The sequence below is a fragment of the Candidatus Accumulibacter phosphatis genome, assembly GCF_012939955.1.
Classification (GTDB): domain Bacteria; phylum Pseudomonadota; class Gammaproteobacteria; order Burkholderiales; family Rhodocyclaceae; genus Accumulibacter; species Accumulibacter delftensis.
Genome location: NZ_SPMY01000007.1, coordinates 19452 through 39363, shown reverse-complemented (window position 1 = coordinate 39363; position 19912 = coordinate 19452). Strand labels below are relative to the sequence as shown.

At 61.0% G+C, this 19912-nt stretch carries 15 protein-coding genes and 1 pseudogene; 1 reads left to right on the top strand and 15 read right to left on the bottom strand.

The window, feature by feature from the left end; translation table 11 throughout:
• Window positions 1-21: 21 nt before the first annotated feature.
• The 10 genes from E4Q23_RS25065 to E4Q23_RS02690 all read right to left on the bottom strand — a co-directional run bounded on the left by E4Q23_RS25065 (window position 22) and on the right by E4Q23_RS02690 (window position 10535).
• Window positions 22-384, bottom strand: coding sequence for a Wzt carbohydrate-binding domain-containing protein (locus E4Q23_RS25065; protein WP_169065211.1), 363 nt, complete (start codon window positions 382-384; stop codon window positions 22-24).
• Window positions 362-1348, bottom strand: coding sequence for an ABC transporter ATP-binding protein (locus E4Q23_RS02730; protein WP_169065210.1), 987 nt, complete (start codon window positions 1346-1348; stop codon window positions 362-364). The genes E4Q23_RS25065 and E4Q23_RS02730 overlap by 23 nt, the downstream gene beginning before the upstream one ends.
• Window positions 1338-2189 (bottom strand): ABC transporter permease, encoded by an 852-nt coding sequence (locus tag E4Q23_RS02725; protein WP_169065209.1) that lies wholly within the window; start codon window positions 2187-2189, stop codon window positions 1338-1340. Before E4Q23_RS02725 ends, E4Q23_RS02730 begins: the two co-directional genes overlap by 11 nt.
• Window positions 2186-2359 (bottom strand): dTDP-4-dehydrorhamnose 3,5-epimerase family protein, encoded by a 174-nt coding sequence (locus E4Q23_RS02720; protein ID WP_169065208.1) that lies wholly within the window; start codon window positions 2357-2359, stop codon window positions 2186-2188. The genes E4Q23_RS02725 and E4Q23_RS02720 overlap by 4 nt, the downstream gene beginning before the upstream one ends.
• A gap of 237 nt (window positions 2360-2596) precedes the next feature.
• A complete protein-coding gene (locus E4Q23_RS02715) occupies window positions 2597-3256 on the bottom strand; it encodes a hypothetical protein (RefSeq protein WP_169065207.1) in 660 nt (219 codons plus the stop codon).
• A gap of 286 nt (window positions 3257-3542) precedes the next feature.
• Window positions 3543-4088 (bottom strand): dTDP-4-dehydrorhamnose 3,5-epimerase, encoded by a 546-nt coding sequence (gene rfbC, locus E4Q23_RS02710; protein WP_169065206.1) that lies wholly within the window; start codon window positions 4086-4088, stop codon window positions 3543-3545.
• Window positions 4085-4972, bottom strand: a complete 888-nt coding sequence (rfbA, locus tag E4Q23_RS02705; protein ID WP_169065205.1) for a glucose-1-phosphate thymidylyltransferase RfbA — start codon at window positions 4970-4972, stop codon at window positions 4085-4087. The genes rfbC and rfbA overlap by 4 nt, the downstream gene beginning before the upstream one ends.
• 408 nt (window positions 4973-5380) lie before the next feature.
• Entirely contained in the window at window positions 5381-5944 is a 564-nt protein-coding gene (locus E4Q23_RS02700) for a sugar transferase (RefSeq protein ID WP_169065204.1), read from the bottom strand.
• A 170-nt stretch (window positions 5945-6114) separates the two neighbouring features.
• Window positions 6115-6891: a DUF3750 domain-containing protein gene (locus E4Q23_RS02695; RefSeq protein ID WP_169065245.1), complete on the bottom strand. Its 777-nt coding sequence runs from the start codon at window positions 6889-6891 to the stop codon at window positions 6115-6117.
• A gap of 173 nt (window positions 6892-7064) precedes the next feature.
• A complete protein-coding gene (locus E4Q23_RS02690) occupies window positions 7065-10535 on the bottom strand; it encodes an AsmA family protein (protein ID WP_211203609.1) in 3471 nt (1156 codons plus the stop codon).
• Between the two features lie 405 nt (window positions 10536-10940).
• On the opposite strand from E4Q23_RS02690, the gene E4Q23_RS02685 reads away from it, so the two are divergent.
• A complete protein-coding gene (locus E4Q23_RS02685) occupies window positions 10941-11576 on the top strand; it encodes a trimeric intracellular cation channel family protein (RefSeq protein ID WP_169065202.1) in 636 nt (211 codons plus the stop codon).
• A 40-nt stretch (window positions 11577-11616) separates the two neighbouring features.
• Here E4Q23_RS02685 and E4Q23_RS02680 read toward each other — a convergent pair whose 3' ends face one another.
• From E4Q23_RS02680 to E4Q23_RS02660, 5 genes and pseudogenes are all read right to left on the bottom strand, one after another.
• Window positions 11617-12093, bottom strand: coding sequence for a WbuC family cupin fold metalloprotein (locus E4Q23_RS02680; RefSeq protein ID WP_169065201.1), 477 nt, complete (start codon window positions 12091-12093; stop codon window positions 11617-11619).
• Window positions 12094-12101: 8 nt separating this feature from the next.
• Window positions 12102-15579 (bottom strand): annotated as a pseudogene (gene dnaE, locus E4Q23_RS02675) (DNA polymerase III subunit alpha).
• A 121-nt stretch (window positions 15580-15700) separates the two neighbouring features.
• Window positions 15701-16327 carry a ParA family protein gene (locus tag E4Q23_RS02670; RefSeq protein WP_169065200.1) on the bottom strand — a complete coding sequence of 209 codons (627 nt, stop codon included), beginning with the start codon at window positions 16325-16327 and terminating at the stop codon, window positions 15701-15703.
• A gap of 129 nt (window positions 16328-16456) precedes the next feature.
• Window positions 16457-17431, bottom strand: coding sequence for a quinone oxidoreductase family protein (locus E4Q23_RS02665; protein WP_169065199.1), 975 nt, complete (start codon window positions 17429-17431; stop codon window positions 16457-16459).
• Between the two features lie 207 nt (window positions 17432-17638).
• A complete protein-coding gene (locus tag E4Q23_RS02660; RefSeq protein WP_169065198.1) occupies window positions 17639-19834 on the bottom strand; it encodes a UvrD-helicase domain-containing protein in 2196 nt (731 codons plus the stop codon).
• Window positions 19835-19912: the final 78 nt, after the last annotated feature.

Genomic DNA, 19912 nt, shown 5'->3' with positions numbered 1-19912 from the left:
CCATATCAAGTAGCTCTCAAGTTATTTTTTTACTGTCACTTTAAGAGTTGTAGGCAAATATGTTCGCCCGTACCCCCATGGTGGCCGATCAGAATTTTCGCCGACAATTGTGAAATTCCCCGCATTTTCACACAGATCGTAGAAGCCACTCCCATATTCATCGACTGCTATGTTCAACAGAATACTGTAGTTGTCTGCACGATACAGAAGCGTTATCTCAAACTCCAGCAGCACGTCGTCTCCCGCCGCTATATTCAATATTTCCTGGCCGCAGGTCCTATTAGTTATGCCGGTAAGATGGTATCCATTTCTATCGCGCAACATGAATCCCGGAAAGCAGCGATCTATATTTGATATTGCGCTAAGCAGTATAGACAAATGCATTTTTTTCGCCAAAGTGAAAAGAATTCGTTACTTTGCCGGAGACATCAACGAGAGACCAGGCTGTTATCACTATTTGCCCACTTCCCCACCGATAACTGGGTTCTATGGGTTGCATGTCAGCTATCCGCGGGGGAGTTTGTTGCTTGCTTCCGTTGGTTGTAACGTCCTCAGGATGCAAGAGTTCGCTATCCTTGTCGAACCCAGCCGCGTCAGTTTCAAGGTAACGATCACAAACCTCCGCAGCGCCCCCTATTGCATATATGGAGCCTTTGCGAAGCATTAAGGCTCTATTACAATTTGCCATCACCGCGCCGACATCATGGGTCACAAGAAGCACCGTCACCCCGTTCGTGATAATTTGCCTAATTTTCAACATGCACTTGTGTTGAAATGCAAAGTCTCCCACTGCAAGAGCTTCATCAACAATTAGGATATCAGGGTCTACATGTATAGCGGTTGCAAACGCCAATCGCACCATCATTCCACTTGAATAGTTCTTGACAGGCTGCTCGATAAAGTCACCAATGTCTGCAAAGGTGACGATTTCCTCAAAACGGTCGCCAACCTCCTCGTTGCTTAAGCCCATCACGGCAGCGTACATGTAGACGTTTTCACGCCCTGTAAATTCGATGTTAAACCCGGATCCCAGTTCCAGAAGCGCGGCTATACGGCCATTTATTTGCACGCTACCGCTTGTCGGTGAAAGCGTGCCGCAGATAATCTGTAGCAAGGTAGACTTGCCTGCGCCATTACGGCCAACAATTCCAACAGTCTCGCCTTTCTTCACTTCAAACGAGACGTCATCGAGTGCTGCAAATTCTCGGAAATATTGCTTTGGAGTTTTCCCGATCAAGAAACTGAACCGAGGAAAAACAAATTGCTTCAAGCGGTCACGCGGCGCGTCGTATATCTGGTAGCGCTTGCTCACATTTGTGACGCGGATAGCAATGTCATTAAAGGACATCAGCAAACCCCTTTCTTGTTTTTTGGAACCAAGCGTAACCTGCCCCTGCCACCACAGTCGCGACCAAGGTGTAAATTGCCAAACCCATCCAATTCGGCAAATGCCCCCAGATCAACACCTCGCGCGCTTGCTCAATGATGAAGGTCAGCGGGTTGAGCATTAGCCAGGGGCGGAGCCCTTCGGGTATTGCGGTAATTGGGTAAAACACGGGAGCGAGAAACATCGTGACGGTAGTAATGATGCCGATGGTTTGCCCGACATCGCGCAGGAATACGCCCAGGGACGCGAGCACCCAAGCGAGGCCTAATGTGAGGATCACAAGCGGCAGAAACACCAGTGGCGTGAAAAGGACGGTCCAGTGCAAGTAGCCATTGAAAATGATAAAGGCCATCAGCAACACGCCCAGGCTAATGAACGTATGAAAAAGCGCGGCACCCATGGCGATAATGGGCAGTGTTTCCAATGGAAATATGACTTTTTTAACGTAGTTGACATTGGAAAGGATCAAGCCGGGAGCGCGGTTGAGCACTTCGGCAAAGAGGCTGTGCACGATCATGCCGACAAATAGCACCACAGCAAACTGAGTTTTACTTTCTTCACCACCAACGCCCCAGCGGGATTTGAAAATCACGGAGAAGACAAAGGTGTACACCGTCAGCATGAACACGGGGTTGAAGAACGACCAGGCTAACCCCATGACCGAACCTTTGTAGCGGCCCACCACTTCGCGCTTGGTCATTTGCACGATGAGCTGACGGTTATGCCAGAGGCTTCTTCCCAGGGCCACCAGGGACGTGGGCTGGGCGGCATGCGGGTTGATGACAGTTGATGTGTGAGTCATGCGAAATGCTCCGCTTCTGCCAATTTGTTGGCTTGCTGGTCTTTTACGGACAAGCTTGGATCATTATGGACGGGCCATTGGAGGTCGATCAATGGATCGTTCCAGGCAATGCGGCGTTCGAACTCTGGCGCCCAGTAGTTGGTGGTTTTTTTAAAGAAACTCTGCAGCAATCGTTCACTCCCCTAACCCACAGCCGGGATGGTAGGAAGCGCGGGAAGCTGCAAGCCTTTGCGAGCGGCAGCGATGACGCAGCCAAGGTAGTGCCAGGCGGAGGCACCGCGACAGCAACATGTCTCGATGAGAGCGAAGGCGCGCGATCCCTCTTCGGAACGAGGCGAAATGACCCAGTGTCGCAATTCCTCAGCGGCATCTCGTCGTGGCTTTCGTCTCGTCGTCATGGTCACCAATTATCCTGCAAAAGCATTGCCTTGGCAGCGTTTCCTAAGAGGAAGTAAACGGTTACCCTTTTCATGCGCGTGATCATAGTCACGCCCAAGCGCCTTTTTCGGCCATACCAAAATTGCGCGTCGATCGAAGCGCGGTCGACCGGCCACAGGGCGCCCTTGTGATAAGTCATGGCCTTCGCGGATTGCTCGTAGGTAGTCGCGCAACAGTGGCGGCGGCGTGCCCCTTGGGATTGCCCGTCCCGCCCGGCGGGGCGTACACCGCCCGTAGTGGGCGCTTTCGCTCTGATACGTCCCATCCATCGGATACACCGGCCGTCCTTGCAGGGCAGGGAATTGCGCCAGACGACCCGGCCGCGCGGCCCGGGCGTCGGTGAGCAACGACGCCATCACCGCCTGCAAGACCGCGCGGCTGCGGCGCGAGGACAGGGCATCCGACCAAGTGGAACGTGCCAGCGCGACGCACTGCGCCGTTCCCGGCTTCCGATGCAGCAGCAACAGCACCTGCTCGCGTAGCGTGCGCATGCCGTTCAGGTGGCGCAGCGCCTCCAAGCCAATAGAATTCGCCATGCTCAACACTCGCGATACTGGATCGGTACGGTGCACCTGCGCCAAGGCACGGACCATCGACGCCAACAGTTCCCCAAAAGCGGTCTGATTCATGAGGCTATCCATGACCGCAGTTAATCGTTCAGCATCCACAAGACACCCCAATAAGCTGTTGTTTATGCGCCATAAATCGCGAGCGCCTTGCTAAACCATTGTCAAGTATTTTTCGCATTATTCTTCAAAAACTCTGCCGCCCAATTATCCGCTCCATAGCGTGCATCGATTCCTCGCCTGCTGCTTGTCTATTAAATGATCCCATTATCTGCGTAGAACACGACTGATGCCGTTTGATGGGTGGAGTGCCTGCTTCGGCTAGCATTGAAGCCGGACACCGTTGCTGTCATGCAAACGCTTCGGCTTCGGAGAGGCGCTTGGCTGCAGCGTCCTTGGCGGCAAGCCTGGGTTCGCCTTCGATGGGCCACTCGATGCCCAGCGCGGGGTCGTTCCACAACAGGCTGCGCTCGTACTCCGGGGCGTAATAGTCTGTGGTCTTGTACAGGAACTCGGCCGTTTCGCTGAGCACGACGAAGCCATGCGCAAATCCTTCCGGCAACCAGAGTAGTTTCTTGTTTTCAGCGCTCAGATGCACGCCGATCCATTGGCCAAAGCTTTTCGAGCTTCTGCGCAGGTCTACCGCAACATCGAAGACTTCGCCCTGCACAACGCGAACCAGTTTCCCCTGCGGGTTCTGAATCTGGTAGTGCAGGCCACGCAGGACGAATTGTGCGGACTTGGAATGGTTGTCCTGAACGAACTCGCGCTTCAGACCGGTGGCTTGCTCGAAGGCACGGGAATTGAAGCTTTCGAAGAAGAACCCTCGCTCATCACCGAAGATCTTGGGCTCGAGGATCACAACATCGGGAATGGCTGTGAGGGTGGCCTTCATCCGAACACGTCTTGCTTGAGCAGGCCGAGCAGGTATTGCCCGTAGCCGTTCTTGGCCAGTGGCTGGGCGAGCGCTTCGAGCTGTTCGCGGCTGATCCACTTCTGGCGCAAGGCAATTTCTTCCGGGCAGGCGACCTTGAGGCCCTGGCGCTTTTCGATGGTGGCAATGAACTGGCCCGCTTCGAGCAGGCTGTCGTGGGTGCCCGTGTCGAGCCAGGCGTAGCCGCGGCCCATGATCTCGACGTTGAGTTTGCCCTGATCGAGGTAGAGGCGGTTGAGGTCGGTGATTTCGAGCTCGCCGCGCGCTGAGGGTTTCAGGTTGCGGGCGAAGTCGACGACCTTGTTGTCGTAGAAGTACAGGCCGGTAACGGCGTAATTGGATCTCGCTTGCTTGGGCTTTTCCTCGAGGTTGAGGACCTTGCCAGCCATGTCGAATTCAGCAACGCCGTAGCGTTCCGGATCATGCACGTGGTACGCGAAGACGGTGGCGCCGTCAGGGCGCAGGTCGGCATTGCCAAGGATCTGATGAAAGTCGTGGCCATAGAAGATATTGTCGCCGAGGACGAGCGCCGAGCTCTCGTTGCCGAGGAAGTCGGCGCCGATGATGAAGGCCTGGGCGAGACCGTCCGGGCTGGGCTGGACGGCGTATTGCAGGTTGATGCCCCACTGGCGACCGTCAGCGAGCAACTGTTGGAAACGCGGCGTATCCTCGGGGGTGGAGATGATCAGGATGTCCCGGATGCCGGCCAGCAGCAGGGTGCTCAGCGGGTAGTAGATCATTGGCTTGTCGTAGACCGGCAGCAACTGCTTGGAGACGGACAGGGTAGCCGGGTGGAGACGGGTGCCGGCGCCGCCGGCGAGGATGATGCCTTTGCGTTGGGTCATGAGGATTTTTCTCCAGGACTTCGGTTGGCATGCGTGCGACGCCGCTTTTCCAGCAGGGCTGTTTCAGGCCGCAAGAGGAAAGAGGGTTGTCGTTTTCGCCTATTCAAGCCAAGCGCGAGTCAGTTCCGGCGCTACCGATACCACGGGACGGTCTTGCCAATGCCGTTAGCGAGAATCACCGTCTTCGGCCCGGCGAAAAGTCGCTATTATCCCATTTTCGTCGCCCTTACGGCCATGACCTGTCCAGACACCCCGGATCATGAAAGTCATGACCGCCCCCTCCCGTCGTCCCCAGGCCCTTCTCGCGCAAGGTGAGAGGGAGAGTCGAGAGTCGAGAGTCGCGTAGGCGACTTTCACATTGACGCTCGCGACACTGCGCACGACCCAGCCGAAATAGACAGCCACCCATCAGTGCGCCACTCCATCGCGCCGCGCAACCTTCACAACGGTCAACCACAAGATAGAGACATCGAAGCCGAGCGACTGACGGCGAAGGTATTCCGCATCCAGCTTCACCTTTTCCGGAATTGGCAACTCATCCCGCCCATTGACCTGCGCCCAGCCGGTCAGTCCCGGCAAAAGCTCGTGCACAGCGCACTTTGTGCGCAAGGCGATCAAGTCCTCCTGATTAAACAACGCAGGACGCGGACCAACGAAACTCATCTCCCCTTTCAGGATGTTCCAGAGTTGAGGCAGTTCATCGAGACTGCTCTTGCGCAGAAACGAGCCGATCGGGGTCAGGTAAGCGTCGGGGTTTTGCAGCAGATGAGTCGCCACTGCAGGCGTTCCGAGTCGCATGCTGCGGAATTTTGGCATGCGGAAAATGCGGTTTCCCTTGCCAACCCGGTCAGACCAATACAGCGCAGGTCCGGTCGAAGTCAGACGCACCAGTATGGCGATCGCCACAAGGGGGAGCGCCAGAACAAGCGCGGCAACAACACTCAGCAAGAAATCGAAGGAACGCTTTGCCATCTGTCAGTCAATATACTTTCATCAGAATTTGTAAGATCGGAACCGGAACAGCAAGCCGTTTTTTCACGCACTTTCCTTGCCTGCCTGCCAAACTGCTCGCCCGGCCACGGGACATTAACCGGCCATGACCAACACCATCGCTGGGCCAAGCCCGGCGTCTCTGCCAGCCGTCAATCGACCTCCGACATCCCCACTCGGCCGACCCCCGGCAGCTTGAGCGCCGGCGGCGAGAGATCGATGCCGAGCGACAAGCCGAGCAGGTTCACCTCGATGCCCTCTTCGGCGGCGATCGTCGCACCGATAAGGCCGACCAGGGAAAACTGCAAACCTCCGCCACTCGGTGCGCTGGCAACGAGGCCGCCCTCCGGCAGGTAGTCCTTGCCGATTGCCGTCGGTGGCAGGTCGAGATGGAGCTCCGGAACGGCTCGGCCCAGGTAGGCAATGAAGGTATTGCTGTTCGGACCGGGCCACAGCCGATATTCGTGATTATGCGGATAGGCACGCGCCGCTGTGTGCAGGCGCGCAATCAGAGCGTCCACCTCGGCACCACCACGGAGCTGGCGAATCAGCGTTGGCTCGCTGCCGTACCAATAGCCGTCAGCTTCTCCTTTGTGGATGCGCACCGCATCCATGCCCCGGCCTATGCCCCAGCCGACCACCTCCAGACGGGTGTAGCGGTCGGCATCGCTTTCCTTGGTGGCGATCCACGTATGCACTCCGAACACGCCGCGCCAACCGAAAGCGCGCGCCGCATAGACCTGGATCAAGGCCTCCGGCGTGTTGCGTGCATCGGGCGCCTGCCCGCTGCTATCGTGCCGGGCGCTACGCCAGTCGCCAGGGCGGCTGTCGTCGCTCAAATGCCGGCTGAGCGCCACGCCCACCGGGACGACCAGCAGCAACAGCACAGCCAAGGCAAGACGTAAGGGCCAAGATGCCGTGATTCTCATCTGCAACAACCTCCTGACCACCAGCATACAGGCCATTGGTACATTCCAGTCGCCTTTGCTTCGCGGCCGCAAAATTCGCGCCCTCGAAGGCGCCGACTCGCTCGCCCGTTCCTGTTCGCCGACTTGCGCAACGCGGTACACATTCTTTTCTGCGGCCAGAACCCGGACACATCCTACGTGCTTCGCGAAAGGCGAAGCTTGCGTGCCTCCTCCTCGATCTTCGCGCAAGCCCCAGGCGAGCTGATCCAGCGATCCCAGAGACTGCCGGCGAGCAGCGACGCTCCGAAGGTGGCAACGGCAACACCTCCTTCAACCGCGGCGTTGGCGACATCGAGATCCAGCGCCGGGGCTTGCAAGGTGCCGCCCAGCTTGATGAAGGGCTTGATCAGGTCGCCGGCACTGAAGCCGACCCCTTGCAGCGGTGCGACTCTGAAGGTGAAGTCGATCTTCTCCGAGCGCAGGTCGATCGTTCCTCGCGACACAACGGAAAGCCGGTCAGTTTGCAGAACCACCGCTGGCGCAGTCTCGACGCGCCCCTTGCGCGCCTCGAGATAAACGCCGGCGCAGCTCAGGGTCGAGTAGGTGTTCTTTTTGGCAAAGGGATTGAGCGTGCTGAACAACTGGGAGGCGAAATCGCCGAAGAGCACGTCCATGTCCAGCGAGCGAAATTGCCCCGGGGAACTGCGCAACCAGAAATAGCCGTCAAGGCCTGCGGCCAAGGCGCTGATGCTGTTCCCACTTGCCGAAAAGTGACTTTCGAGGGTGTGATGCGGGAGCCTGGCTTCATCCTCCTTGGCCATGCCGCGGACAAAGAAAATCACATCACTCGCCTTGAGCTGCCCCTTGACGGCCGGCTGCTTACCCCGAACATCGAGCGTGAAGTTTGCCGTCACTTTGCCCTGCCGCCCCTGACCCTGCAGTTGTTTCACCGCCAGGAGTCCGTCTTGAAGAGTGGCGGCGGCGTGAACATCACGTAGCTGCTGTTGCGTACCTTCCACCTTGGCAAGCGACGCCAGCAGTGTGCCGTCGAAGGTACGCAGCACGTCCAGAGGCAGCGCTTCGTCCGAAAACAATTTGCCGCTCTTGTCGTCCGCCTGCGCTTTCTGGCCCCCTCTCGCCTTATCGACCCCAGTCGTCGCCTGCGCCACAACGCCCTGAGGCTCGCGCAGTAGATCGAGGGCCAAATAGTCGGAGCGCACGTCGAGATCGATACGTGGCCTGGCCGCGGTGCTGATGCGCAAACTTCCCTTGAGGTCACTGTTGCCAAGGGTGGCCTGAAAATCGTCCATGCGCGCGCCATCCTTGCTGCCGGTCATGGTGCCGCTGACCGCGAAGGGCAAATCGACCACGGGCCACGCCGTCAGGCTGCCAAGCGCCGACAATTTCGGCCCCTTCAGCGACAGGCGGAGAGCATCGGCCGACAAAACCGGTTTCAAGACCAGCTTGCCGGCGAGAGCGATAGTGGCCTCCGCGAGTTTGCCATCCAGTCGCTCGATTTGAACACTGGCCGGGTCAGCCCTGCCCTTGGCTTCGACGCGAAAGGCAACCGGCGCGGCGACGTAGCCAGGAGTGGCCGGCAAGGAGGCGCGCAGATCGCTGCCGGCGGCAATCAAATCGAAGCTGATGCGTTCTGGCTCGCGAGGCCAGCCCGTCGACAGCCGCCCGGTCAAAGTGCTATCTGCCAGCGCGAACTGCAGATCCTTCAGCACCACTCCCTGATCGGACATTGCCAAAGTGGTACTCAACGAAAACGCCGCCGCCGGCACACCCTCCAGAATCTCCGGTTTGAGGAGCGCGGCAAGGCTCCCGCCCTTGGCCGTGACCCTGGCGTCCACCCTTGGCGTTTTTTTCCCAAAATCAAGCGAACCATCAAAGCCAAGCACGCTGTTTCCCGCCTGTGCGTCCTTGCTGTTGAACTGCAGCCGAGAACCCTGGAGCCTCAACTTGCCGCCAAGCGCATAGGGGCCAACGGGAAAATAAGCGGCTTTCTCTTCGCCAAGGAGGAATCGCGCCAGGCGATACAGGTCCGTGCCTCTTATCTGCGGTTCCAGTTCAACAAGCGAGTCGGCAGGTCGGAAGTCGATCTGCCCGCTGGCGGACAAATGATTGTCGGCAATGTCCGCAGCAAAGCTGTCGATCCGTAGCTGCTCCGAAAGCAGCGCCAGCTCGCCGTTCAAGCGTGCAGGAAGCGGTCCCTCCGCGGGCAAAGGGATGCCACGCGCCCGTGCCAGTTCGCGCAAGTCCGCAGAGCCGGCACGATAGCTGAAGGTGGAGCCGGCGAGATTCTTGCGGTCGCTCAGCTTGCCGGACACCTCGCCGGCGATATTGCCAAGGGCGAAGTCGCCCTGCAAGTCGTTGCTACCACCGCCCCCCTTGCGCTTCACGCTGGCTTTGACCGTCAGTGGCAATTTCGGCAAGGACGGCAGCGATAGCAGCTTGCCGAAGCTCTGCAAGTTGGCCACCTTGGCGTCAATATCGAGATCGAGGTCGCCGAGTTCCGGCCAGCTGGACGCCGCGCCTGATGCCTTGATCAGCAGGCCTTCGCTGGCGTACGACAGCTGCCTGACGTGCAACTCCTTGCCATTCCGACTGACATCGACCTGCAAGGAGTAGGGTTCGTTTGGCAGACGGGCGACGCCAAGCAGCTTGCCGAAGGCAGCCACACCGGGACCGTCCGAGTGCAACAGCAGGGAGAAATCGTCTAGCGAAGAGAGACTCGTCGTCGTCAACTTGCCATCCAGCTTGAAGGCGCCAAAGTTGCCCTTCAGCGTACCGTCCAGATGCTCTTCGCCAGGCGTAATCCCGGCGTGCAGCTCGATGCTGCCGGTGGTCAGTTCGGGAAGCACGAGGGTACGCAAGACGTCAGCAGCGTCGGCCGCGAAAAGATCAACACTCATGCGCGGCGCTCTCGGATCGCTCAGGCGATCGAGATGGCCGCTCGCTTTCAGGCTGACGTTCGGCCCTTCGAGATTGAAGTCGTAGTTTATCGCCCCCCCGGCGATGAGCTCGTGGAAAGGACCGACGCGACCGTTTACCTTGATCGGGCGCTTGTCGATCACGGCGTCGGTGCTGATCAGCAGCATGTCTTCCGCATCTTGTTGCTGGCTTGCCTGGACAATGTCGACAAGCAACTCGTCAGTCATGCCGGGGTGACGGACGCGGAACTGGACATTGCGCAGTTCGGTTTGACCGAGAACCAGGCGCAGCGGAGCTGAGCGCTCGTCAGATTTGCTCCTGTCGCTGCCCCCCATTGTCCAGTTGAACTGCCCTTCTTCACCCCACTCGAAGAACAGCTTGGCGTCGTCAGCCTGCGCCTTGCTGATCACGATCGGGCCGCGAACAAGACTCCAGAGGTCGATGGAGAGCGACAGATTCCTCGCCGAAAGCATGTCCGGCTGCTTGCTCCATGCCGGATTCAGCCAGCGAATATTGGCAGCACGGACGGTCGTGATGCGACCGAAACTGATCGCCAAATCGCCGTCTACGTGGAAGGGGCGATCGCTCACGGCGCTGACGCCTTTTTCGAGCGCCACGCGCATGCGCTCACCGTCAAGCACAAACCAGCTCGCGGCGCTGATCAGGGCCAGAATCAGCGCCGCCAGTGCGAGCAGGACGTACCTTGCCCAACCACGCTTGGCGTTCAACCTGGTTGTCGTTTGCATGGCAGTGATCGGACAGGCCTCATGTATTGTCGGGGGCACGCTCGAGCGGTGGCTAATCCAGCGATCGACCGGCAGGTGCAGCGTTCGCGGACTTTGAGCGGACTTCGGCGCCTGCCGCTCCGTTAGCGGAGGCCATCCGGCTTGTTCCCGCTCGTTCCCCCTCGTTCCCGATTGTACGAGAGATCCGCTGCACGACTCGCGCCTTCGCTGCCCAGCAGCACGTTCGAGAACCCCGTAAGCGCCGATAATGTCACCATAAAACAGCGGATCGAGACCGACAAGCCCCGCCGCGCGACCCTGCCGGCCGGGAACGGCCGCCGAGCAAGCGCCCTGAACAGCACCAGCACCAGAAAAAAACACGCACCACCTTGCGGAGGGAGATCTGTATTGAATGCGCTCACTTACTGGGTCGGGATGGCGGGCACGGCCGCTTTCGCAGTCACCGCGGTGCTCGCCGTCGCGCCCCGCGGCATCGATTTTTTCGGGGTGACGGTCCTGGGAATCATCACCGCCATCGGCGGCGGCACGATCCGCGACATCATCCTCGGCGTGCCGGTCTTCTGGGCCTCCGATCTCGCCTATATCTGGGTCGCGCTGGCTGCCAGTCTGGCTACCTTTGCTGCCAACTCGCTATTTACGCGCAAAGAGATCTACAGGCTGATGCTCTATCTCGATGGCCTGGGCGCTTCCCTGTTTGCGATCGCGGCGACCGACAAGGTCTGGGCACTGGACTTCGGCCGGCCACTGGCCCCGGTCATCCTGGGGATCATCACCGCGATTGGTGGCGGACTGATTCGCGACGTACTGGCGGGAAGACAAACGCTCTTGATGACGCGCGAGATCTACGCCATACCGATAAGCTTCGGCTGCGCGCTCTACGTGGCGCTACTGGCATTCGCTCCCGAGTATCGATCGCTCGGCGCGGCGACGGCAATCGTGCTTATCTTCGCGCTGCGCGCAGCGGCCATCCACTGGAACCTGACGGTACCGGATCGGCTGGCCAGCAAGCCCAAAGAGGGATGATCCGGGCAAATCGCCTGCAAGTCGCTGGACTGCCGCTTCGCTACGCGAAGCGCTCGCGCAATGAGCGCGCGTAGGCGGCTACTTCCGGCGCCCCTTCGGCGGGCGCCCATGGCGCACGCTCGGCCTCGTCGAGCGGCAGGTAGGGACCGCCCTTGGCTTCGAGCATCACCGTCCCGGGATCGAGCGCCAGAATCGTGTGATACACGCCGTGCGGGATGTCGACGCCGCAGACCGGGCCCGTTGGCGCCAGCACCACCGTCTGCTGCACCTGGCCAAGCTGGTCGAAGAAAACGACGCCCAGGCGGCCGCGCAGAACAATCATCGTTTCGTCCTTGTTGGCGTCGAGATGGCGATGCGGCATCAAGTAGGAGCCGGGCTCGATGGCATTGAGCAAGCGGTGTGCGCGCGCCGCATCGTCGGCATGGAAGTTGCGATTCTTGCGCTGGCGCGGGCTGCGGCAGGCTTCGAGACTGACGCTATCGAGCAGAGCCTGGTCGATTAGCAAGGGGATTTTCATGGCCTCGCTCAGGGGTAGTCAACGCTGACGTTTTCCGTGCTCAGCCAGGCGCGCAAAGAGGTCAGCAGATCGTCCTCGAGGCGCACCCGACTGGCGTCACCGAACGCCAGTTCGCAAGTCGCCTCGCCGTTGTGATACGCCAGCCGTACCGGACAATTGCCCGGAGTGTACGGTGCCAGCAGGCTGCGCAGGCGTTGTGCCGCAGCCCGGGCATTGCCTCCACTGGCCTGGCCGTTGAGCGTCAGGCGCAGATGGCGAGCAAAGCGGCCACGCGCCTCGGCCAGCGTCAGCAGGCGTTCGGCAACGACTTTCAGGCGACCTTCGCCGGCAAAGTCGTCACGTTGCACCTTGCCTTCGACGATCAGCACCTCGTCCTCCCTGATCTTGGCGCGTTCGGCATCGAGCAACTCGCTGAACACCGAGACTTCGAGCGAAGTGCTGCCGTCGTCGAGCTGGATGAAGGCCATCTTGCCGCGCGCCGTGAATTTGCTGCGCACGCCGACCACCAGCCCGGCGAGGAACTGCGGCTCCTTGCGCGCCTCCAGCGCCGCCAGCGGCTTGCGCGCAAAACGCGACACTTCGGCCTGCAGTTCGTGGAAAGGGTGACCGGAAAAGTAGAAGCCGAGGGCGATCTTCTCTTCGTTGAGCCGCTGCCTTTCGCTCCAGCGCGGCACTTCGACGTAGCGCGGGCCGTGCGCTCCACCGTCCTCGTCGCCACCGGCTTCGAGAAGATCGAACAGGCTGACCTGCATGGCGTTGCGCTCGGCCTGCTCGGCGGCTTCGATGGCGATGCCGACCGAGGCCAGCAGACGGGCACGATGATCGTCGAGCGAGTCGAAGGCGCCGGCGCGAATCAGCGCCTCGATGCTGCGCCGGTTGACCATGCGCTTGTCCGAACGCCGACAGAAATCGAAGAGATCCTTGAACGGGCCGGCGGCTGCGCGGGCGTCGAGAATGGTATTCACCGCCTGTTCGCCGGTTCCCTTGACCGCACCGAGGCCATAGCGAATGTGCTGTCGATCGACCGGCGTGAAGCGATACTGCGAAGCGTTGATGTCCGGGCCAAGCATCTGCAGGCCGTTGTTGAGTGCGTCGTCATGGGCAATCTTCACCGAGTCGGTGTTGTCCATGTCCGAGGACAGGGTCGCTGCCATGAAGGCCGCGCAGTGGTGTGCCTTCAGCCAGGCGGTGTGATAGGTGACCACCGCGTAGGCGGCGGTGTGCGACTTGTTGAAGCCGTACTCGGCGAACTTCTCCATCAGGTCGAAGAGCTGCATCACCAGCTTTTCGTCGTAGCCCTTGATTTTCGCCCCGTCACGCATCATGTCGCGATGCTTGGCCATTTCCTCGGCTTTTTTTCTTGCCCATCGCGCGGCGCAGGAGGTCGGCGGAACCCAGCGTATAGCCGCCGATGATCTGCGCGATCTGCATCACCTGTTCCTGATAGACGATGACCCCGTAAGTCGGTTCGAGGCAGGTCTTCAGGTCGTCGATGAAATAGTCGATCTTCTGCTGACCTTTCTTGCGCAGGATGAAGTCGTCGACCATTCCGGAGCCCAGCGGCCCCGGCCGGTACAGCGCGAGCACGGCGATGATGTCCTCGAAGCGGTCGGGCGCCAGCTTGCGCACCAGCTTCTTCATGCCTTCCGATTCCACCTGGAAGATGGCGGTGGTATTGCCGTCCTTGAGAATCTGGTAGGTCTTGGGATCGTCGAAGCTCAGGCTCGCCAGATCCGGGCGCTCGCCGCTCAGCTGCTCGACGTACTTGAGCGCCAGTTCGATGATCGTCAGGTTGCGCAGGCCGAGGAAGTCGAACTTCACCAGGCCGATTTTCTCGACATCGTCCTTGTCGTACTGCGAAACCACCGAGCCGCCGCCGTCGGCCGAATAGATCGGGCAGAAGTCGGTCAGCTTGCCGGGCGCGATGAGCACGCCGCCAGCGTGCATGCCGACGTTGCGCGTAAGATCTTCGAGACGGGCTGCGAGGTCGAAGAGATCCCTGACCTCCTCTTCCTCGTCGATCCGCGCCTGCAACTGAGGTTCGGCAAGCAGCGACTTGGCCAGTGACAGCGGCTTGTTGGTTTCCACCGGGATCAGCTTGGAAAGCTGATCACAGAAAGTGTAGGGCAGGTCGAGCACGCGCCCGACATCGCGAATCACCGCCTTCGAGGACATGGTGCCGAAGGTGACGATCTGCGACACCGCCGCGGCGCCGTACTTTTCGCGCACGTATTCGATCACCCGCCAGCGATTGTCCTGGCAGAAGTCGATGTCGAAGTCGGGCATCGACACCCGCTCGGGGTTGAGGAAGCGCTCGAAGAGCAGCGCGTAGCGCAGGGGATCGAGGTCGGTGATTCCCAAGGCGTAGGCGACCACCGAACCGGCGCCGGAACCACGCCCCGGCCCGACCGGACAGCCATTGTGCCTGGCCCAGTTGATGAAATCGGCAACGATCAGGAAGTAGCCCGGGAAGCCCATCTGCACGACGGTGTCCGTCTCGAGCTGCAGGCGCGCATCGTACGCCGGCCGCTGTGCGGCGCGCTCGGCGCCATCTGGAAAGAGCTGCTGCAAGCGCACTTCGAGGCCGGCGACGGCTTCCTGGCGCAGGAAGTCAGCCAGGGTGACACCCTCCGGAGTCGGAAAATCGGGCAGGTAGCTCTTGCCGAGGGTGATCTGCAGATTGCAGCGCTTGGCGATTTCGACCGCATTCTCGAGCGCTTCGGGAAGGTCGGCAAAAAGCGCGACCATCTCCTCGGAGGACTTGAAATACTGCTCTTCAGTGTACAAGCGCGGACGCCGGGCGTCGCCGAGCATGTAGCCCTCGGCGATACAGACGCGGGCTTCGTGCGCCTTGAAATCGTCGCGTTCGAGAAACTGGATTGGATGCGTGGCCACCAGCGGCAGCTCCAGCTCCGCCGCAAGATCGGCGGTCGCGGTGACCAGGAACTCCTGCTGAGGCTGCCCGTAGCGCTGCACTTCGAGATAGAAAGCGTCCGGGAAGAGCTGCTGCCAACGCCGCGCGCACAGCGCCGCCTGCTCGAACCGGCCCTGCAGCAGCGCTTCACCGACATCGCCGCCAGCAGCGCCCGAAAGCGCGATCAGACCATCGACGCCCACCTCGTGCAGCATGCGCCGGCTGAGCTCGGCACGACCACGCACGCGCGGCGCCAGATAGGCACGCGACAGTAGCTCGCACAGTTGCCGGTAGCCCTGCCCCGAGCGAACCAGTAGCAGCAGTCGATACGGACGATCGGGATCGCTTTCGTTGGCAATGAAGACATCGCTACCGAGCAGCGGCTTGATTCCCTTGCCACGTGCCGCAGAGTAGAACTTGACCAGGCCGAAGACATTCGCCAGATCGGTGAGCGCCAGAGCCGGCATGCCGTAGCTGCCTGCGCGAGCAAGCGCATCACCGAGACGGACGATGCCGTCGGTAACCGAATACTCACTGTGCAGGCGAAGATGGACGAACGGGGTTTCAGGCATCCGGCCATTTTACGCCGACGCTGCACGCAAACGGTCACGACATGGAGGGACACCCCGGATCACGAAAGTCATCACCGACCCCACACGCCCTGCGGGGCTCGCGAACAGCTGCCGCAGGAGCCTAGCCCTGGTTGATCCAGTCGATGATCGGCTGCCACTGCTCGAGGTCCTTGGCCGCACGCGACGCGGAAATATCGAAGATGGTCATGCCGTGCATCGCCGTCTGTACGTAGAGCTGGGTAGTGCGCAGATGCGTCAGCACCGGCAGCTCGAATTTGGCCAGAAAACGCTCCAGCTCGGCAGCCGCACGCGTGCGTGGATCGACGCGCATGCCGACCGCGGCGATGAGGGTCTGCTCCTTGCGTACCGCTTTCTCGGCCAGTAAGGCCTCGAGAAACTGGCGTGTCGCGAGCATATCGAAGAGCGACGGCTGCACCGGAATGAGTACCCGACTGACCTGCTTGACGACGTTATCGAGCGCTTTGCCGTGCAAAGCCGCTGGCGTGTCGAGGACGACGTGCGTCGTGCCCTTCGGCGGCCGGGCAGTTTTCCCCGGTTCGATGTCCCAACAGCTAATCTCCGCCAGCGCGCGCGGGCGCATGCGCAGCCACTCCCGTGACGACTGCTGACGATCGACATCGCCGAGCATCACATGATGGCCGCTGCACGCGAGGTGGCCGGCCAGATTGATCGCCAACGTCGATTTCCCGGAACCCCCTTTTGGATTGGCAATCAGGAAGGATTTCATTCTTTTTTTGTCCTTGTCATTGGTGTGGTTGCAGGCCGGCAAAGCTTCTCACGAAGCCGGTTGACGTGCTCGCGCACTTTGTAACGCAGGTTGGCAAAAGCCAGCGAAAGGCTGCGCGCAGACCCTCCATCACGGCAGCAGGACGGTCGACCCGCTATGCTTGCGTGCGGCCAGATCGTGATGCGCCTGAGCCACGTCGGCAAGCGCATAGCTCTGGTTGACCTCGATCCTGACCTTGCCCGAGCCGACCAACTCGAACAGTTCGGCAGCCAGCTCGGCGAGTTCGGCGCGCTTGGCGATGTAGTGCATCAAGGTCGGCCGCGTCAGGAATAGCGAGCCCTTCTGCGAAAGCAGCAGCGGGTCCAGGGGCGGCACCGGCCCCGAGGCATTGCCCAGACAGACCATCATCCCACGCGTCTGCAGGCTGTCCAGCGAGGCGGCAAAAGTGTCTTTGCCAACCCCGTCATAGACCACCGCCACCCCCTCGCCGCGGGTAATCTCGCGAACCCTTGGCGCGACCTCCTCGCGGCTGTAGTCGATCACGTGATCGCAGCCGTGGGCGGTAGCCAGCGCCGCCTTGGCCGGGTTGGAAACCGTACCGATCACCGTTGCGCCCAGCGCCTTGGCCCACTGGCAGGCGATCAGGCCAACGCCGCCGGCAACGGCGTGGATGAGGACGCTTTCGCCGGCCTGCACGCGATAGGTACGACGCAGCAGATAGGCACTGGTCAGGCCCTGCAGCATCATCGCCGCCGCGGTGCGAAAAGCGATCGCCTCGGGCAGTTTCAGCAGCCGGTCGGCGGGCAGGCAACGCACCTGGCTGTAAGCACCCACGGGACCACCCGCATAGGCGACTCGATCGCCGGCGCGCAGCTCCGTGACGCCCTCACCGACGGTCTCGACCACCCCGGCGCCTTCCAGGCCGAGACCGCTGGGCAGCGGCAGCGGATAGAGTCCGCTGCGATGGTAGATGTCGATGAAGTTGAGCCCGACTGCTTCGTGACGCACCCGCGCCTCGCCAGCCGCTGGTTCGCCCACTGACACTTCTTCCCAGCACATCGTTTCCGGCCCACCGGTCTGATGAATACGAATGGCAAAAGGCATGGCCAGCTCCCTCCTTGGTTAGGCCTGATAGTCTAGTGCGCTGCCCGCTTTTTGAGCAAGCGCAAAAAAGGCCTGTCCAGGCTACTACTTGCCGAGTGAAGCAACAGACGTTCCACAGGCTTATCCACACAAGTGGTGCGTAACTACAAATCCCCCACCGAAACCAGCGCCGCTGTGACGCGCGACCTGTGGACAACCCGCCGCAGCTCAGGCAGGCGTCAGTTTGGCGTACTCGAGCGCCAGCCACTTCACGCCGCCGGCACCGAAATTGACCTGTACGCGCGCCTCCGGCCCCGCCCCTTCGCTGGACACGATAACCCCGACGCCGAAGCGGGCGTGGCGGACGTTCTGACCAATGCGCAGAGCGTTGGCAGCAGCCGGCTGCTGCCAGGCAGCACCAGCGACGGCGGTCGAACGCGGCGGAGCGAGCGGGGCGCTGCTGAGGCCACGGTTGATTTTGCGCAACAGTTCCACCGGCAGTTCTTCAAGAAAGCTCGACGGCAGGCAGTAGCGGGTCTGCCCGTGCAGCATGCGCGTCTGCGCGTGCGTCAGGTAGAGGCGTTTGCGCGCCCGCGTCACCGCCACGTACATCAGCCGGCGCTCCTCTTCGAGGCCTTCGCGCTCCTGCGCCGCATTCTCGTGCGGAAACAGGCCTTGTTCGAGGCCGGTAATGAAGACGATGTCGAATTCGAGACCCTTGGCCGCGTGCACGGTCATCAACTGGATGGCGTCCTGCCCCTCGCCGGCCTGGTGCTCGCCCGCTTCGAGCGAGGCGTGCGCCAGGAAGGAGGCCAGCGGACCGCCATCAGGCACGACTTCGTCACCGTCGACCAGCGGTACGCCATCGTCTTTCAGGAAACTGCTCGCAGCGTTGATCAGTTCGTCGAGGTTTTCGAGCCGATCCTGGCCTTCCTTGTCGGCAAGATAATGCTGGCGCAGGCCGCTGCGCTCGATGAGCTGGTCGATCACTTCCGGCAAAGGCAGATCCCGGGTCTCGGCGCGCAGGCTCTCGATCATGGCGATGAACCTGGCCACCGCACCGCCGGGCTTGCCGGCCAGACTGGCGGCGGCGTTATACAAACTGCAGTTGCTCTGCCGGGCAGCCTCCTGCAGCGCCTCGATGCTGCGACCGCCGATCCCGCGCGTCGGGAAATTGACCACCCGCGCGAAAGCCGTATCGTCGTCGGGATTGGCCAGCAGCCGCAGATAAGCGAGCGCGTGCTTGATCTCCTGGCGATCGAAGAAGCGCAGGCCGCCATGTACCCGATAGGCCAGGCCCTGCTTGAACAGCTGATGCTCGAGCACCCGCGACTGCGCATTCGAGCGATAAAGGAGCGCCATCTGCTGGCGCGAAACCCCGTCGCCGGCCAGTTCGCAAATTTCCTCGACGATGAACGCCGCCTCGGCGATGTCCGAATAGCCCTCGAAAACGCGAATCGGTTCGCCGGCGCCGGCCTCGGTCCACAGGTTCTTGCCGAGACGACCGCGGTTCTGTTTGATCAGGGCATTGGCCGCGTCGAGGATATTGCCGTGCGAGCGATAGTTCTGCTCGAGGCGAATCACCTCCGGCAAATCGAACTCGCGCTGCAGGGCGCGCATATTGCCGATCTCGGCACCGCGAAAAGCGTAGATCGACTGATCGTCGTCGCCGACGGCGAACAGGCAGGCGCCGGCGCTCTCGGACTTGACACTGCCGCGTCCGGCAAGCAGTTTCAGCCAGGCGTACTGGAGGCGGTTGGTGTCCTGGAATTCGTCAACCAGGATGTGCCGGAAACGCGCCTGATAATGCTGACAGAGTGGCTCGTTGCGCTGCAGAAGCTCGTAGGAACGCAGCAGCAGCTCGGAGAAGTCGACCACCCCTTCGCGCTGGCACTGGCCTTCGTACTCGCCATACAGTTCGACGCGCCGACTGGTATAGGCGTCGTAGGCTTCGGCCTGCGCGGCGCGAATCCCCTGCTCCTTGTGCGCGTTGATGAAATGCATCAGCTCGCGTGGCGGATACTTCTCGTCGTCAATGTTGAGGTTCTTGAGCAGGCGCTTGATCGCCGCCAACTGGTCCGCCGAATCGAGAATCTGGAACTGCGCGGTCAAGCCGGCCTCGCGATGGTGCGCGCGCAGGAAGCGGTTGCACAGGCCGTGAAAGGTCCCGATCCACATGCCGCGGGTATTGATCGGTAACAGTGCCGCCAGGCGGGCCTGCATTTCCTTGGCCGCCTTGTTGGTGAAAGTCACCGCCAGGACACCCTGCGGACCAACCTGCCCGGTGGAAATCAGCCAGGCGATGCGCGTGGTCAGCACCCGCGTCTTGCCACTGCCGGCACCGGCCAGGATCAGGGCATGCTGCGGCGGCAGGGTGACCGCGGCAAGCTGCGGCGGATTGAGATGGGCGAGCAAATCGGACATGAATCAGAATCCCCTGGCGAGTAGCCCCCGATTATAGCCGGCAGGCGCAAGCGCATCGGCGCCAAGCCGCGCCACCGG